Origin of the sequence: Streptomyces sp. DSM 41931 (assembly GCF_050271085.1) — a bacterium.
GTDB classification, from domain to species: domain Bacteria; phylum Actinomycetota; class Actinomycetes; order Streptomycetales; family Streptomycetaceae; genus Streptomyces; species Streptomyces albogriseolus.
Genome location: NZ_CP189902.1, coordinates 6,345,313 through 6,360,549, shown reverse-complemented (window position 1 = coordinate 6,360,549; position 15,237 = coordinate 6,345,313). Strand labels below are relative to the sequence as shown.

The 15,237-nt window shown below is 72.3% G+C and carries 15 protein-coding genes and 1 tRNA gene; 9 read left to right on the top strand and 7 right to left on the bottom strand.

Annotation, left to right across the window (positions count from 1 at the left end; translation table 11 throughout):
• Positions 1–14 precede the first annotated feature (14 nt).
• The 5 genes from ACP7TJ_RS29100 to ACP7TJ_RS29080 are packed head-to-tail and all read right to left on the bottom strand — an operon-like array spanning position 15 to position 4,985.
• Positions 15–1,034, bottom strand: a complete 1,020-nt coding sequence (locus ACP7TJ_RS29100; protein ID WP_427766503.1) for a Gfo/Idh/MocA family protein — start codon at positions 1,032–1,034, stop codon at positions 15–17.
• Positions 1,035–1,065: 31 nt separating this feature from the next.
• Complete coding sequence (locus ACP7TJ_RS29095) at positions 1,066–1,968, bottom strand: sugar phosphate isomerase/epimerase family protein (RefSeq protein ID WP_427766500.1); 903 nt, start codon at positions 1,966–1,968, stop codon at positions 1,066–1,068.
• A gap of 1 nt (position 1,969) precedes the next feature.
• Positions 1,970–2,881: an ATP-binding cassette domain-containing protein gene (locus ACP7TJ_RS29090; protein WP_093767341.1), complete on the bottom strand. Its 912-nt coding sequence runs from the start codon at positions 2,879–2,881 to the stop codon at positions 1,970–1,972.
• A gap of 5 nt (positions 2,882–2,886) precedes the next feature.
• On the bottom strand, positions 2,887–3,966 hold the full coding sequence (locus ACP7TJ_RS29085) for an ABC transporter permease (protein WP_093767340.1): 1,080 nt from the start codon (positions 3,964–3,966) through the stop codon (positions 2,887–2,889).
• Complete coding sequence (locus ACP7TJ_RS29080) at positions 3,966–4,985, bottom strand: sugar ABC transporter substrate-binding protein (RefSeq protein WP_093767339.1); 1,020 nt, start codon at positions 4,983–4,985, stop codon at positions 3,966–3,968. The genes ACP7TJ_RS29085 and ACP7TJ_RS29080 overlap by 1 nt, the downstream gene beginning before the upstream one ends.
• Positions 4,986–5,308: 323 nt before the next feature.
• On the opposite strand from ACP7TJ_RS29080, the gene iolC reads away from it, so the two are divergent.
• From iolC to ACP7TJ_RS29045, 7 genes are all read left to right on the top strand, one after another.
• Positions 5,309–6,301, top strand: coding sequence for a 5-dehydro-2-deoxygluconokinase (gene iolC / locus ACP7TJ_RS29075; protein WP_093767338.1), 993 nt, complete (start codon positions 5,309–5,311; stop codon positions 6,299–6,301).
• A 14-nt stretch (positions 6,302–6,315) separates the two neighbouring features.
• The gene (locus tag ACP7TJ_RS29070) at positions 6,316–7,191 is read left to right on the top strand and encodes a Cgl0159 family (beta/alpha)8-fold protein (protein ID WP_387621308.1); all 876 of its coding nucleotides are present in this window, start codon (positions 6,316–6,318) and stop codon (positions 7,189–7,191) included.
• 49 nt (positions 7,192–7,240) lie between these two features.
• Positions 7,241–8,134, top strand: a complete 894-nt coding sequence (gene iolB / locus ACP7TJ_RS29065; protein ID WP_401626614.1) for a 5-deoxy-glucuronate isomerase — start codon at positions 7,241–7,243, stop codon at positions 8,132–8,134.
• Positions 8,131–10,002 (top strand): 3D-(3,5/4)-trihydroxycyclohexane-1,2-dione acylhydrolase (decyclizing), encoded by a 1,872-nt coding sequence (gene iolD / locus ACP7TJ_RS29060; protein ID WP_427766493.1) that lies wholly within the window; start codon positions 8,131–8,133, stop codon positions 10,000–10,002. Before iolB ends, iolD begins: the two co-directional genes overlap by 4 nt.
• Before the next feature lie 48 nt (positions 10,003–10,050).
• On the top strand, positions 10,051–10,836 hold the full coding sequence (locus ACP7TJ_RS29055) for a GntR family transcriptional regulator (RefSeq protein ID WP_189909505.1): 786 nt from the start codon (positions 10,051–10,053) through the stop codon (positions 10,834–10,836).
• Positions 10,837–10,936: 100 nt separating this feature from the next.
• Entirely contained in the window at positions 10,937–11,875 is a 939-nt protein-coding gene (locus tag ACP7TJ_RS29050) for an endonuclease/exonuclease/phosphatase family protein (RefSeq protein WP_427766490.1), read from the top strand.
• A gap of 289 nt (positions 11,876–12,164) precedes the next feature.
• Complete coding sequence (locus ACP7TJ_RS29045) at positions 12,165–12,767, top strand: SUKH-4 family immunity protein (RefSeq protein ID WP_367548345.1); 603 nt, start codon at positions 12,165–12,167, stop codon at positions 12,765–12,767.
• 166 nt (positions 12,768–12,933) lie between these two features.
• Here the strand turns inward: ACP7TJ_RS29045 and ACP7TJ_RS29040 are convergent.
• A tRNA-Pro gene (locus ACP7TJ_RS29040) sits at positions 12,934–13,007 on the bottom strand.
• A 99-nt stretch (positions 13,008–13,106) separates the two neighbouring features.
• Between ACP7TJ_RS29040 and ACP7TJ_RS29035 the strand changes: the two genes are divergently transcribed.
• Together ACP7TJ_RS29035 and cobF are read left to right on the top strand one after the other, a co-directional pair.
• Positions 13,107–13,631 (top strand): DUF309 domain-containing protein, encoded by a 525-nt coding sequence (locus ACP7TJ_RS29035; protein ID WP_175447574.1) that lies wholly within the window; start codon positions 13,107–13,109, stop codon positions 13,629–13,631.
• Between the two features lie 56 nt (positions 13,632–13,687).
• Positions 13,688–14,464, top strand: a complete 777-nt coding sequence (gene cobF, locus ACP7TJ_RS29030) for a precorrin-6A synthase (deacetylating) (RefSeq protein ID WP_266402835.1) — start codon at positions 13,688–13,690, stop codon at positions 14,462–14,464.
• Here the strand turns inward: cobF and ACP7TJ_RS29025 are convergent.
• Positions 14,461–15,225: a cobalt-precorrin-6A reductase gene (locus tag ACP7TJ_RS29025; protein WP_266550805.1), complete on the bottom strand. Its 765-nt coding sequence runs from the start codon at positions 15,223–15,225 to the stop codon at positions 14,461–14,463. The two genes, cobF and ACP7TJ_RS29025, sit on opposite strands and share 4 nt — an antisense overlap.
• Positions 15,226–15,237 lie beyond the last annotated feature (12 nt).

The following is a 15,237-nucleotide window of genomic DNA, read 5'->3' as shown; positions in this document are numbered from 1 at the left end:
CCTCGCCGCTGGGTTCAGGCGTACAGCGGGGGCTTCCGCACGAGGTCGACCTCGATGCGGCCGCCCTGTTCCAGTGCCCGGACGCCGGCCTCGCAGACGGCCGCGGCGGCGTAGCCGTCCCAGGTGCTCGGGCCGGTGACCTCGCCGCGGCGGGTGGCGTCGACCCAGGCCTGGACCTCGTCGTCGTAGGCCTGGGCGAAGCGTTCGGTCCAGTCCTGGGCGATGGTGCCGCCCCAGCGTCCGGCCATGTTGGTGACCAGCTGGTGGCCGTCGCCGATGCGGGCGGTGCCGTGTTCGCAGACCGCCTCGGCCTGCACCTGGTAGCCGAACCCGCAGTTGACGAAGATCTCGACGTCGGAGAGCGCCCCGCCGTCGGTCTCCAGGACGACGAACTGCGGGTCGCGCAGTCCTTCCGGGGCGCCGGAGGACGGGGCCGGGCGGAGCACCGTCACGGCGGTGATCTCGTGGCCCAGCAGCCAGCGGGTGACGTCGACCTCGTGGGCGACGGAGTCGCTGATCAGCATGGAGCTGGTGAAGAAGGGCGGGCTGGCCACGTTGCGGTGGCGGTTGTGCAGCATCAGCGGCCGGCCCAGCTGCCCGGTTCCGAGCAGCGCCTTGAGGCGGACGTACTCGGTGTCGTAGCGGCGCATGAAGCCGACCTGCACCCGGCGGTGGCCGAGGGCCTGTTCGGCCTCCATGACGCGCAGCGCGGAGGCCGCGTCGGGGGTGAGCGGCTTCTCGCACAGGACGGGCAGGTCGTGCGCGAACGCGGTGAGCAGCGCCTCCTCGTGGGCGGGCCCCGAGGAGGCGATGAGCACGGCGTCGACGTCCGCCGACTTCAGGGCCCCGGCCGCGTCGGTGTGGGCGGTGCAGCCGTCGACGCCGGCCGCGACGGCCTCGGCCCGTCGGCCGTCGAGGTCGACGACCGCGGCGACCCGCGCCCCGCTGATCACCCGGTCGATCCGCCGCACGTGGTCGGCGCCCATGCGGCCGGTGCCGATGACGGCGATGCCGAGGGGCTCGCGCCGGTTCATGTGTGTCGCCTCCCGGTCCGGGTGATGGTGGTCAGGCGCCGCAGGAACGGAGGAACTTGCGGGTGCGCACCGCGATGGGCAGCGGCTTGTCCGGCTCGCAGGGGTACATGTCCTGCTCGACGATCGCGAACAGGTCCACGCCCAGCTTCTGCGCGGCCGTCAGCACCGGGCCCAGCTCCGGAACACCGGCCGGCGGTTCGCACATCACGCCGCGCTGGACGGCGGGCCCGAAGGGGATCTGGTTCTTGACGACGTCGGCGAGGATCTCGGGGTCCACCTGCTTGAGGTGCAGGTAGCCGATGCGCTCGCCGTAGGTCTCGATCAGCTTGACGCTGTCGCCGCCGCAGTAGGCGTAGTGACCGGTGTCGAGGCAGAGGTTGACCATGCGCGCGTCGGTGGAGTCGAGGAAGCGCTCGACGTGCTCCTCGGTGTCGATGTGGGTGTCGGCGTGCGGGTGGACGACGATGTCCAGCCCGTAGGTCTCCTTCACCTCGCGGCCGAGGCGTTCCATGCCCCGGGTGAGGTGGCCCCACTGCTCGGTGGTGAGCTCCGGGGGCTCCAGGATCTCGGCGGTCTTGTCGTCCCGCCAGAACGACGGGATGACGACCAGGTGCGCGGCGCCCATCGCCTGGGTGAGCGCGGCGACGCGGCTGACCTGCTCCCAGGTGGCGTCCCACTCGGACGGGCCGCGGTGCAGCCCGCAGAAGATGGTGCCGGCGGACACCTGGAGTCCGCGGCTGCGCACCTCGTCGGTGAGGCGGGCCGGGTCGGTGGGCAGGTAGCCGTAGGGGCCGAGTTCGATCCAGGAGTAGCCGGCCTCGGCGACCTCGTCGAGGAAGCGCTGCCAGGGCACCTGCTGCGGGTCGTCGGGGAACCAGACGCCCCAGGAGTCGGGGGCGGATCCGACCCGGATGCGGTCGAGGGCGACTGCCATGTCAGGACTTCCCTTCCGGGGTCGCGGCCGTGGGTGCGCGGAGGGCGCCGTCTTCGGGGAGCTCCTCCGTGTCGACGCCGCGGACCTGCGCCAGCTCGTGCTTGAGCGCGGCCAGTTCCGCGCCGCCCGCCATGTGGTTGGTCAGCTCCTCGAGGCTGACCTCGCTGCGGTCGGCGCTGAGCTCCAGGGTGCCCAGGCGCAGCACGTTGAAGTGGTCGCCGACCATGTAGGCGTGGTGCGGGTTGTGGGTGATGAAGATGACGCCGAGACCGCGGTCGCGGGCCATGGCGATGTACTTCAGGACGACCCCGGACTGCTTGACGCCGAGGGCGGCGGTGGGCTCGTCGAGGATGAGGACGCGGGCGCCGAAGTAGACGGCGCGGGCGATCGCGACGCACTGGCGCTGGCCGCCGGAGAGCGTGCCGATGGGCTGCTCCAGGTCGTCCAGGACGATGCCCATGTTGCGCAGTTCCTCGTCGGCGGTCCGCTTCATGCGGTCGATGTCGAGGCGGCGCAGCGGCCAGGGGCCCTTGGTCATCTCGGAGCCGAGGAAGAAGTTCCGCCACACCGGCATCAGCGGGACGACCGCGAGGTCCTGGTAGACGGTGGCGATGCCCTTGTCGAGCGCCTCGCGCGGGGTGGAGAAGCGCACCGGTTCGCCGTCGACGAGGAACTCGCCCTCGGTGTGCTGGTGCAGCCCCGAGATGATCTTGATGAGGGTGGACTTGCCTGCGCCGTTGTCGCCGAGGACGCAGGTCACCTTGGAGGGGTGGACGGTCAGGTCCACGCCGTGCAGGGCGCGGATGTTGCCGTAGGACTTGCCGGCGGCGCGGAGCTCGACCAGGGGGCGGTCCTCGCCGGCCGGGGTGTCCGTGCGGACGGCACCGTCGGTGCCGGTCGTCTTGTCGGTCATTGCGGTCACCTCCGGGTCGCCGTGCGCTGGACCCACAGATTGATGAGGACGGCGCCGAGCAGCATCACGCCGAGGAAGGCCTTGAACCAGTCGGGGTTCCAGCCGGCGTAGACGATGCCCTGCTGCACCATGCCGAACATGAAGGCGCCGAAGACCGGTCCGATCGCCGAGCCGTAGCCGCCGGTCAGCAGACAGCCGCCGATGACCGCCGCGGCGATGTAGATGAGCTCCTGGCCCACGCCCTCGCCGGACTGCACGGTGTTGAAGGAGAACAGGTTGTGCATGCCGACGAACCAGGCGCCGAAACCGACCAGCATGAACAGGGAGATCTTGGTGAAGGTGACGGGGACGCCGACCGCGCGGGCGCTCTCCTTGTTGCCGCCGACCGCGAAGATCCAGTTGCCGTACTTGGTGCGCAGCAGGACCCACGTGGCGAGGGCGGCGAAGACGAGCCACCAGATCACCGTGATCTTCACCTGGACGCCGCCGACCTCGAAGCTGGAGGCGAAGAGCGCCTTGGCCTGGTCGAAGCCGTCCATGTCGCTGATGCTGTCGGTGGCGACGTTACCGGTGACGAGTTTGGTCACCGCGAGGTTGACGCCCTGGAGGATCAGGAAGGTGCCGAGGGTGACCAGGAAGCTGGGCAGTCCGGTCCTCACCAGCATCCAGCCGTTGAAGAAGCCGACCGCGAGGGACACCAGGAGGGCGACGACCACGCCCACCCACACGTTCAGGGTGAGCTGGTAGCTGAGCATGCTCGCGGTGAGCGCCGAGGTGACGACGGCGACGCCGGCCGAGAGGTCGAACTCGCCGCCGATCATCAGCAGCGCCACGGGCAGCGCCATGATCCCGATGGTGGACGACTGGTACAGGATGTTCGCCATCGAGCCGCCGTCGCGCACCGGCGGGGCGGCGAACAGGAAGAACACCAGGACGGCGACGGCGCCGAGGAACACGCCGACCTCGGGCCGGGCGAGCAGGCGCAGTGCCAGCGGGCGCCGCGCGGTGCGGCCGTCCTTCTGCTTCTCGGGGCCGGGGGCCGGCGGCGTGGTCGCCGCCGGCTCCGCCTGTTGGGCCATGCTCATCACCGGGTGCCCTTCGCGGCGAACTCGGAGACGGCGTCGACGTTGGACTTGTCGACGAAGGCCGGACCGGTCAGGACGGGCTGCTCGCCGCCGCCGCTGTAGTTGCCGTTGTTCTTGTAGAGCCACAGGCCGTCGATCGCGAGGTAGCCCTGGAGGTAGGGCTGCTGGTCCACCGCGAACTGGATGTCGCCGTCCTTGATGGCGCCGGTCAGCTCCTTGTTCAGGTCGAACGTGGCGACCTTGGCCTTGCTGCCGGCCTCCTCGACGGACTGCACCGCGGTCGGCGCGAAGGGCGCGCCGAGGGTGACGACGTAGTCGATGGAGGAGTCCTGCTTCAGCTTGGCGGTGATGGTGGACTTCACCGACGGCATGTCGGTGCCGTTGACGTTGAGGACCTGCGTCTTGCCCTCGAAGGTCTTCTCCAGGCCGGCGCAGCGCTGGGTCAGGCCGATGTTGCCCTGCTCCTGGACGACGCAGACCGCGTTCTTCGCGCCCACCTCGTTGAGCTTCTTGCCGAACGCCTCGCCCGCGACGGTCTCGTCCTGCCCGAAGAACTCCAGCAGCCCGAGGTCCTTCCAGTCGCTCAGTCCGGAGTTCAGGCCGACGACCGGGATGCCGGCCGCGGTGGCCTTGGCTATGACGCCCTTGAGCGCGTCCGGCTTGGCGAGGGTGACCGCGATGCCGTCGACCTTCTGGTCGATGGCGTTCTGCACCAGGCTGGCCTGGTTGCCCGCGTTCGGGTCGGCCGAGTAGATCAGCTTGACGTTGTCCTTGTCGGCGGCGGTCTGCGCGCCCTTGCGCACGATGTCCCAGAAGGTGTCGCCGGGCGCCTGGTGGGTGACCAGGGCGACCGTCATCTGCGGCGTCGAGGCCTTGCCGGCCGAGGCGTCCGCTCCGCCTTCCTCGGACTTCTTGCCGCCGGAACCGCTGGAGCAGCCGGCGAGGGCCAGGGCGGCTGCCGCCGCGGCCGCGACGAAGGGGGCGACTCTGCGGGAGCGGGGGTGGGAAGAGCGGTCCATCAGTCCTGCACCTCACTGTGCTTCACGGGGGAAAAAGGGGGCGAGGAGTCCGAGAGTCCGGTGCCCGGAACCTCGGGAGTCCGGGGTGTGTGCCATCACACACGGCGGTTGTGCTGGGACGCGATCCAATCCCCGAAAACCGCCTGCTGTCAATACTTTGTTAAGACATCATTTCACGCGCTCGTCCGAATGTAAGTACAAACTATTGACACCGCCGCCCCTCGAGACCTACACCTGGGAGGCGGCAGGTCCCCGGAAGCACGTCCCACCGTGGCAGGGCGTCCCGGGACCCGCATCCCCAGCACCTCGAGGAGCGTCGCTCAATGGCCGACACACCACAGTATTTCGACCTCGTCACCATGGGTCGCATCGGGGTCGATCTTTATCCCCTGCAGACCGGGGTGCCGTTGTCGCAGGTGGAGACGTTCGGGAAGTTCCTGGGCGGCTCGGCCGCCAATGTCGCGGTCGCCGCGGCGCGGCTCGGCCGCTCCACCGCGGTGATCACCCGCACCGGGGACGACCCCTTCGGCGCCTATCTGCACGAGGCGCTGAAGGACTTCGGCGTGGACGACCGCTGGGTGACCCCGGTGGCCGCCTACCCGACCCCCGTCACCTTCTGCGAGATCTTCCCGCCGGACGACTTCCCCCTCTACTTCTACCGCCGCCCCAAGGCCCCCGACCTGGAGATCCACCCGCATGAGCTGGACCTGCCGGCGATCCGTGCGGCCGGCGTCTTCTGGATCACCGGCACCGGCCTGAGCGAGGAGCCCAGCCGCACCGCCACCCTCCACGCCCTTGAGGCCCGGGACAAGGCCGGCACCACCGTCTTCGACCTGGACTGGCGTCCCATGTTCTGGCGGGACCCGGACCAGGCGCGCCCGTACTACCGCGAGGCGCTGCGCCACGCCACGGTCGCGGTCGGCAACCTCGACGAGTGCGAGGTCGCCACCGGGGTGCGCGAGCCCGAGCGTTGCGCCGAGGCTCTGCTGGCGGCCGGCGTGGAGCTGGCCGTGGTCAAGCAGGGTCCCCGGGGTGTGCTGGCCGTGCACCGGGACGGCACCCGGGCCGAGGTGCCCCCGGTGCCGGTCGAGGTGGTCAACGGCCTGGGCGCCGGCGACGCCTTCGGCGGCTCGCTCTGCCACGGTCTGCTCTCCGGCTGGGACCTGGAGCGGACCATGCGCCACGCCAACGCGGCCGGCGCCCTCGTCGCCTCGCGCCTCGCCTGCTCGTCCGCCATGCCGACCGGGCCGGAGGTCGCCGACCTCCTCGCGCGGGCCGCGGAGCCGGACGCGGCGGGCCGGCCGAACCAGTCCTGAACGGAGCCCTTCCCTTGAACCTCAGCATCCCCGAGCTCACCACGGTCCGCGCCCGGCATCCCGAGGCCGTCGCCGAGGCGGCCGCCCGCCGGGCCCGCCGTCCGCTGATCGGCGACAGCGGCCGGCTGATGATCGTGGCCGCCGACCACCCCGCGCGGGGCGCGCTCGGCATAGGCGACCGCCGTCTGGCCATGGCGGACCGCGCCGACCTGCTGGAACGCCTGTGCGTCGCGCTGTCCCGGCCGGGCGTGGACGGGGTGCTGGCCACCGCCGACATCCTGGAGGACCTGCTCCTGCTGGGGGCGCTGGAGAACAAGGTCGTCATGGGGTCGATGAACCGCGGCGGCCTGGCCGGGGCGTCCTTCGAGATGGACGACCGCTTCACCGGCCACCGAGCCGAGGACATCGAGCGGCTCGGCTTCGACGCGGGCAAGCTGCTGGTCCGCATCGACTACGACGACCCCGGCTCGCTGACCACGCTGGAGTCCTCCGCCCGCGCCGTGGACGCGATGGCGGCGCGCCGGCTGCCGGTGTTCGTGGAGCCGTTCCTCTCCCGCCGGGTGGACGGACGGGTGCGCAACGACCTGTCCGCCGAGGCCGTGACCCGCTCCATCGCCATCGCCTCCGGGCTCGGCGGCACCTCCGCCTACACCTGGCTGAAGCTGCCGGTCACCGAGAACGTCGACGACATGGCGGAGGTGCTGCGCACCTCGACGCTGCCGGTGGTGCTGCTCGGCGGCGAGGTCGGCGACCAGGAGGCGGCCTACGAGCGCTGGGGCAAGGCGCTGCGGCTGCCCACCGTGCAGGGCATGGTCGTCGGCCGCTCCCTGCTCTACCCGGCCGAGGGCAGTGTGGAGACGGCGGTGGACACGGCCGTCGGCCTGCTGTGAGACGCCCCTACGACAGCCCGTACGACGACGTACGCAGACGGAGGCACCCATGACCCATCACCTTCCCGCGGGCAAGGCCGCCGCCGGCCCCTACGCCGTGGACGTGAGCCCGCGGAGCGCCGGCTGGGGGTACTCCTCGCTGCGCGTGCTGCGGCTGGAGCCGGGCGGCTCGCACACCTTCGACACCGGGGACAGCGAGTGGATCGTGCTGCCGCTGGCCGGCGCGTGCACGGTCGCCTCGGACGACGACTTCGGCCATGAGGAGTTCGCGCTCACCGGCCGGACGAGCGTGTTCCACGGGGTCACCGACTTCGCCTATGTGCCGCGCGACGCCCGGGTCACCGTGGCGTCGGCGGAGGGCGGGCGGTTCGCGCTGACCGGCGCCCGCTGCACGCGGCGGCTGCCCGCGCGGTACGGACCCGCGTCGGACGTGCCGGTGGAGCTGCGCGGCACCGGGAACTGCTCCCGCCAGGTCAACAACTTCGGCGCGGCGGGCGTCCTGGAGTGCGACAAGCTGATCGCGGTCGAGGTGCTCACCCCGGGCGGCAACTGGTCGTCGTTCCCGCCGCACAAGCACGACGAGCACCGGCCGGGCGAGGAGTCGGTGCTGGAGGAGATCTACTACTTCGAGTTCGCCGCCCACGACGGGACACCGGGCCTCGGCTACCAGCGGGTCTCCCCGTCCGGCCCGGGCCGCGACACGGACGTGCTGGCCGAGGTGCGCGACGGCGACGTCGTCCTCATCCCTGACGGCTGGCACGGGCCGTCCATGGCGGTGCCCGGCCACCACATGTACTACCTGAACGTCATGGCGGGACCCGAGGCCGAGCGCGCCTGGCTGATCTGCGACCACCCCGACCACGCCTGGATCCGCGACACCTGGCCCGAGCAGCCCGTCGACCCCCGACTCCCCCTCTACACCGCACCGGAGAGGTCCGCATGAGCGCCACCACCCGCCGACTGACCACCGCCCAGGCCCTGGTGCGGTTCCTGTCCGCGCAGTACACCGAGCGGGACGGCGTGCGCCGCCGGCTGATCGCGGGCACCTGGGGCATCTTCGGCCACGGCAACGTCGCCGGGCTCGGCCAGGCCCTGGTGGAGTACCGGGACGCCATGCCGTACCACCAGGGCCGCAACGAGCAGGCGATGGTGCACGCGGCCGTCGGGTACGCCCGCCAGCTCAACCGCCTCTCCGCGCAAGCGGTGACCACGTCCATCGGTCCTGGCGCGACCAACCTGGTCACCGGCGCCGCGCTCGCCACGATCAACCGGCTGCCGGTGCTGCTGCTGCCCGGCGACTACTTCGCCTCCCGCGCCGCCGACCCGCTGCTCCAGCAGCTGGAGCACCCCGTCGAGGCCGACGTGTCGGTCAACGACACGCTCCGCCCGGTGTCCCGGTACTTCGACCGGATCACCCGCCCCGAAGCGCTGATCGCGTCCGCGCTGAACGCGATGCGGGTGCTCGCCGACCCGGCCGAGACCGGCGCGGTCACCCTGGCGCTGCCGCAGGACGTGCAGGCGGAGGCGTACGACTGGCCGGAGGAGTTCCTCGCCGAACGGGTCTGGACCGTGCGCAGGCCCGCCCCCGACCCGGTGGAGCTGGACACGGCCGTGGCAGCCGTACGGGCGGCGCGCCGGCCGCTGATCGTCGCGGGCGGCGGGGTGCACCACAGCGAGGCCGAGGACGCGCTGCGCGCGCTGGTGGACGCCACCGGCATCCCGGTCGCCTCCACCCAGGCCGGCAAGGGCTCGCTCAGCCACGACCACCCCGCCGACCTGGGCGGCATCGGCCACACCGGTACGGCGGTGAGCGACGCGCTGGCCCGCGACGCCGACGTGGTGATCGGCGTCGGCACCCGCTACACCGACTTCACCACCGCCTCCGGCACCCTGTTCCGGAACCCGGACGTGACGTTCGTGAACCTGAACATCACCGGCTTCGACGCCCACAAGCTCGCCGCCCGCCCCCTGGTGTGCGACGCGCGCACCGGCCTGGAGCGGCTCGCCGACGGACTCGCCGGGTACCGCGTGGACGCGGCCTACGAGGCGGAGTACCGGACCGGCAAGGAGCGCTGGGACGAGGTCGTCGAAGCGGCCCTGCGCGCCGACGACGACACCGCCGTGCCGACCCAGACACAGGTGCTGGGCGCGCTGGACGCGGTGGTCGGCGACGACGACGTGGTGATCAACGCGGCCGGTTCGCTCCCCGGCGACCTGCACAAGCTGTGGCGCGCACGCAGCCCCCGCCAGTACCACCTGGAGTACGGCTACTCCTGCATGGGCTACGAGATCCCGGCCTCGCTCGGCGTCCAGCAGGCCGCGCCCGGCACGCCCGTCTGGGCCCTGGTCGGCGACGGCACATATCTGATGATGCCCACGGAGATCGTCACCGCCGTGCAGGAGGGCCTGCCCGTCAACGTGGTCCTCGTCCAGAACCACGGCTACGCCTCCATCGGCGGCCTGTCGGAGGAGACCGGCGGCGAGCGCTACGGCACCGCCTACCGCCACCGCGCCGCCGACGGCTCCTTCACCGGCGCCCCGCTGCCGGTGGACCTCGCGGCGAACGCGGCCAGCCTCGGCATGGACGTGCTGCGCGCCAAGACGGTGCGGGAGCTGCGCACCGCCCTCGCCGAGGCCCGCGCCTCCGACCGTCCGACCTGTGTGTACGTCGAGACCGACCCGGCGCCGACCGCTCCCCCGGCCGAGGCGTGGTGGGACGTGCCGGTGGCGGAGGTCGCCACCCGCGAGGCCGCCGTCCGGGCCCGCGAACGGTACGAGGCCCAGGTCGCGGGGCGCCGCCGCCACCTGTGAACCCGTCCCCCACGCTCCGACCGGAAGCCCCGACAGGAAGGCACGTCCATGGCGAAGACCGGTGACCCCGCACGCGCCGCGGCCGGACCGGCGACGCACTCCCTGGACTTCGCCCTGGACCGGGGCAGTCCGGTGCCGCTGTACTACCAGCTCGCCCAGCAGCTGGAGGCGGCGATCTCCAGCGGGGTGCTCGCGCCCGGCGACCTGCTGGGCAACGAGGTGGACCTCTCGGTGCGCCTCGGCCTGTCCCGGCCGACCGTCCGCCAGGCCATCCAGTCCCTGGTGGACAAGGGGCTGCTGGTCCGGCGGCGCGGGGTGGGCACGCAGGTGGTGCACAGCCAGGTGCGCCGCTCCCTGGAGCTGACCAGCCTCTACGACGATCTGGAGGCGGCCGGGCAGGCCCCGACCACGGAGGTGGTCCGCAACGAGACCGTCCCGGCGCCGCCCGGTGTGGCCGCCGCCCTGGGGCTGCCCGAGGGCGCCGAGGTGATCGTCCTGGAGCGGCTGCGCCGCACCCACGGCCTGCCGGTCGCCCTGCTGGGCAACTACCTCCCGGCGGGCCTGCTCGACCTGGACGGCGACCGCCTGGAGGCGACCGGCCTGTACCGGATGATGCGCGCGGCCGGCATCACCCTGCACAGCGCCCGCCAGACGGTCGGCGCCCGCTCGGCGACCGCCGAGGAGGCGTCCCGCCTGGACGAGAAGGAGGGCGCGGCCCTGCTCACCATGCAGCGCACCGCGTACGACGACACGGGCCGTGCGGTGGAGTACGGCAGCCATATCTACCGCGCGTCCCGGTACTCCTTCGACTTCCAGCTGCTGGTCAGGTCCTGAGGCGAGGCGGTCCTTGATCACGGCCACCGCGGGCGGCGGACGGAACCTGTTCCGCCTCGTCCTTCGTCCTGATCGACGGGACGAGTGAACAGGGAGACGTGTGGAGCGCTACGGGGAGTGGGAGCGGGGGCGGGTGCTCGTGGTGTGCGCGGTGCTGACGGCCGGGCTGCTGACGTTCCACGGGGTGGTGCCCAACTCGCCGGGGCGGCTGGGCAGTCTGCTGGAGACGTTTCTGCCGTGGCTCGCACTGGTGGCCGTCCCGCTGTTCGGGCTGGCCCTGCTGCGCCGTTCGGCCGTCGCGCTGCTGGCCCTGCTGCTGCCCATGGCGGCCTGGACGCACCTGTTCGGCGGGCTGCTGCTGCCCGGGGCCGCGTCCGGCCCGCACGGCCTGCTGGTGGTGCAGCACAACGTCAGCGACGAGAACACCGACCCGGCGGGCACGGCCCGGGACCTGGCCGGCGCCGGGCCCGACCTCATCGCGCTGCAGGAGCTGGTGGATCCGGCCCTGTCGGTCTACCGGAGGACGCTCGCCGCCGACTACCCGTACCACGCGGTCCGGGGCACCGTCGGGCTGTGGTCGAAGCATCCGCTCACCGGGGTCCGCCCGCTGGACATCAAGCCCGCCGACATCACGGAGCCGTGGAGCCGAGGGCTGCGGACCGTGGTCCACACCCCGTACGGCGAGATCGCCGCGTACGTCGCCCACCTGCCCTCGGTCCGGGTCGGCACGCGCGGCCTTGCGTCCGCCCGGCGCGACGAGAGCGCCGGCCTGCTGGGCCGCGCCGTGGCCGCCGAGCGGCTGGAACAGGTGGTCCTGATGGGAGACCTCAACGGCACGGCCGACGACCGCGGGCTGGCCCCGCTGACCTCACGGATGGACGTGGCACGACGGGGCTTCGCCTTCAGCTATCCCGCCGCCCTGCCGGTGGCCCGCATCGACCAGGTCATGGCCCGCTCGGCGCGCGTCGACCACGTCCGCGCCCTGCCCGCCACCGGCAGCGACCATCTGCCGGTGGCGGCCCGCGTCACTCTGCGCTGACCCCGTCGAACGGGCCCGCTCGAGGATCTCGATGTCCTCGTCCTCGACAAGACCGGTGACGGTCCGTCAACCGAGTCGTACCGGTACGGCCGCAACGGCTCGGCACCGTCAGCCCCGGCCGGCCAGACCGTCGAGCACACCGGACTCGCCCCCTGCGACTACAACGGATGCGACAACTGGCTCAGGAGTACCTTCGGGGGCGACAAGGTCTCAACGAGCTCAAGCGCATGCTGACGCAGATCCGGCGAGGAAAGCTGTGAGCGACGGAGCGTCACGAAAGGGACTTCTCGTGGGGTACACACCTCGGTGGCTGACGGCATCGTCGTGGGAGGAGGACGGCATCCTGGAACTGGACGCCGATGCGCTCTCCGGCTCGGACAGTTGGCCGGAGGCCGTGCGCGAAGCACTCGGCACGGCCCAGCGGTACGGGCTGCCGCGGGAGGCCGCCATGTTCTACCCGAGTACGCACGGTGCTCCCTTCACCGTCGTCTCCGATCCGTCCGGTCACCGGTACTGGAGGCTGGGCCAGCACGACGCCCAGCTGAATCCCGGATACCACGTCCCCGAGTACGTGCTCGACAGCGACGGGAGGGTGCTGCTGCTGGACCCGTCGCTGCCGAAGCCCCGGTTCGTGAACTCGTCACTGATCGCGTTCCTCGACGCCCTCGCCGCCTGGGACTACCGGTGCGAGCACGTCGACGACTTCGACGATCTCGAGTCCGAGGAGGACGAGGACGAGGACGACGAGGACGCGATGGATCCGTCGGAGGCGGCACGGATCGCCTTCGGACTGGAGATCAGGGACCGGCTTCGTGAGCTCGACCCGCCGGCGTTCGAGATGGACACCTGGTGGGACCGGGTCTACGAGGAGGTGGAACTCGACGCCATCTGACGGGCGCCGCTGAGTGAGAAGGGGCCCTGCCCGGAGAGGATCCGGGCAGGGCCCCTGTCCGTTCAGCACGCCGCCCGGCGGGACGGAGTTCCGGAAACGACCGAGGGCCCTGTCCCACGTGATGTGGACAAGGCCCTGATCCGGGCTCCGAGCCCGCACTGCACCGTCGGGACGACAGGATTTGAACCTGCGACCCCTTGACCCCCAGTCAAGTGCGCTACCAAGCTGCGCCACGTCCCGGTGCGGTCACATGCGGTGAACCGCGTGATCGCGCGGACAGTACTTTACCCCACCCCCCGGGCCGCGTCGAAGCGGGCCCGGACTTGGGACAATCGGCGTATGGGCAGCATGGACAGCACGTCCGCCGGCCGGACAGCCGCCGCGCGGGATCGGGACGACGAGGGGCGGGCGCGCAACGCACGGCCCCGTGACGGGCTCGGGCGGCCCCTGCCGTACGGCGCGGAAGGGGTGCCCCGGCAGCCCGAGGGGGTCGTGCGGCGGCCGGAGGAGAGCGTGGCGGAGGCGCAGCGGCTGCTCGACGAGGGCAAGCCGTTCCACGCGCACGAAGTGTTCGAAGACGCCTGGAAGTCGGGGCCGGAGAAGGAACGGGAGCTGTGGCGAGGGCTGGCACAGCTCGCCGTGGGGCTCACCCATGCCGCGCGGGGGAACGCCACCGGAGGGGCGCGGCTCCTGCGGCGCGGGGCCGGCGCGGCGGAGGAGTGGGCAGCCGGGGCGGGTCTTCGCCCGCACGGGATCGATCTTCCCGGTGTGATCGCCTGGGCCCGGGAGCTGGCGACGGAGGTGGAGCGGGGTGTCCCGGTGGACGCGGGAACGCGGGCGCCCCGGCTGCGGGGCGGCTCCTGAGCGCAGGGGCCGGGTGCGGTGTCAACGCGGCGAGTACCGTGCGGCAGACTCGGGGTGTGCGGACTCTTCATGTGATCGGTATCGGCGCGGGTGACCCCGACCAGCTCACCCTGCAGGCGGTCAGGGCCATGCGGGACACGGACGTGTTCTTCCTGCTCGACAAGGGCGAGGCGAAGGCGGACCTGACGCGGCTGCGCCGGGACATGCTGGAGACGCATCTGTCGGACCGGACGTACCGCGTCGTCGAGGCGCGTGACCCCGAGCGGGACCGCTCGGCGGGCGGCTCGGCCTACTCCCCCGCCGTCGGCGACTGGCGCAGCGCCCGTGCCGACGTCTACGAGCGGATGATCACGGAGGAGCTGGGCGAGGACGGGACCGGCGCGTTTCTCGTGTGGGGCGACCCGTCGCTGTACGACAGCACGCTCGGCATCCTGGAGGAAGTCCTGGAGCGCGGGACCGTCTCCTTCGTGTACGACGTCGTGCCGGGCGTCAGCAGTGTGTCCGCGCTGGTGGCCCGGCACCGGACGGGGCTCAACCGTGTCGCGCGCCCGGTGCAGATCACCACGGGACGACGGCTCGCGGAGGAGGGATTCCCGGAGGGCGTGGACGACGTGGTGGTGATGCTGGACGCGCATCAGCGTTTCCGCGCCTTCGCCGACGAGGACGTCGACATCTACTGGGGCGCCTACATCGGCACCCCGGACGAGATCCTGGTCTCCGGTCCGGTCGCCGAGGCCGCCCCGCGCATCGAGCGCCTGCGCGCCGAGGCGCGGGAGCGCAAGGGCTGGATCATGGACACCTATCTGCTGCGCCGCTCCCCCGGCGAGCGTTAGGCCCGCCCGGCGGGTCGGGCGAGGACCTCATCCAGCCGGTCCAGGACCGCGGCCACGTCCGGGAGCGGGCTGATCCCCTCCGGCAGGGACGGCCGGCGGACGACCACGACGGGGAGGCCGAGGTCGCGGGCGGCGGTGAGTTTCGCGGAGGTCGCCGCGCCGCCGCTGTCCTTCGTCACCAGCACGTCGACGCGGTGCTCGCGCAGCAGGGCCGTCTCGTCGGCCACGGTGAACGGCCCGCGCGCCAGCAGCACGTCGGTGTGCGGGGGCAGCGGCGGCTCGGGGGGCTCGACCGACCGTACGACGAAGCTCAGCCCGGTGAGCCCGGCGAAGGCCGCGAGGCCGAGACGCCCGGTGGTCAGGAACACCCGGCGCCCGAGGCCGGGCAGCAGGGCGGCGGCCGCCTCCAGGGAGGGGACCGGGTGCCAGTGGTCACCGGGGCCGGGCCGCCAGCCGGGGCGGCGCAGCACCAGCAGGGGCACCCGTGCGCCGGCGGTGGCGGTGGCCGCGTTCGCGGTGATCGTCGCGGCGAAGGGATGGGTCGCGTCGACGACGGCGTGCACCCTCTCGCCACGGATCCAGGCCGCGAGTCCGTCCGGGCCGCCGAAGCCGCCGACGCGCACCTCGCCCTCGAGCGCGCCCGGCCGGGTGACCCGTCCGGCGAGCGAGGTCGTCACCCGGGTCCCGGGGCGGGCGGCCAGCGCGGCGGCGAGCCGGCGCGCCTCGGTGGTGCCGCCGAGGATCAGCACATGCGGGGACATGCGCCGAGGGTA

Excerpts from the sequence above, each read along its gene's own strand:
- ACP7TJ_RS29100 (WP_427766503.1), bottom strand. The coding sequence starts at position 1,034 with ATGAACCGGCGCGAGCCCCTCGGCATCGCCGTCATCGGCACCGGCCGC.
- ACP7TJ_RS29095 (WP_427766500.1), bottom strand. The coding sequence starts at position 1,968 with ATGGCAGTCGCCCTCGACCGCATCCGGGTCGGATCCGCCCCCGACTCC.
- ACP7TJ_RS29090 (WP_093767341.1), bottom strand. The coding sequence starts at position 2,881 with ATGACCGACAAGACGACCGGCACCGACGGTGCCGTCCGCACGGACACC.
- ACP7TJ_RS29085 (WP_093767340.1), bottom strand. The coding sequence starts at position 3,966 with ATGAGCATGGCCCAACAGGCGGAGCCGGCGGCGACCACGCCGCCGGCC.
- ACP7TJ_RS29080 (WP_093767339.1), bottom strand. The coding sequence starts at position 4,985 with ATGGACCGCTCTTCCCACCCCCGCTCCCGCAGAGTCGCCCCCTTCGTC.
- iolC (WP_093767338.1), top strand. The coding sequence starts at position 5,309 with ATGGCCGACACACCACAGTATTTCGACCTCGTCACCATGGGTCGCATC.
- iolB (WP_401626614.1), top strand. The coding sequence starts at position 7,241 with ATGACCCATCACCTTCCCGCGGGCAAGGCCGCCGCCGGCCCCTACGCC.
- iolD (WP_427766493.1), top strand. The coding sequence starts at position 8,131 with ATGAGCGCCACCACCCGCCGACTGACCACCGCCCAGGCCCTGGTGCGG.
- ACP7TJ_RS29055 (WP_189909505.1), top strand. The coding sequence starts at position 10,051 with ATGGCGAAGACCGGTGACCCCGCACGCGCCGCGGCCGGACCGGCGACG.
- ACP7TJ_RS29035 (WP_175447574.1), top strand. The coding sequence starts at position 13,107 with ATGGGCAGCATGGACAGCACGTCCGCCGGCCGGACAGCCGCCGCGCGG.
- ACP7TJ_RS29025 (WP_266550805.1), bottom strand. The coding sequence starts at position 15,225 with ATGTCCCCGCATGTGCTGATCCTCGGCGGCACCACCGAGGCGCGCCGG.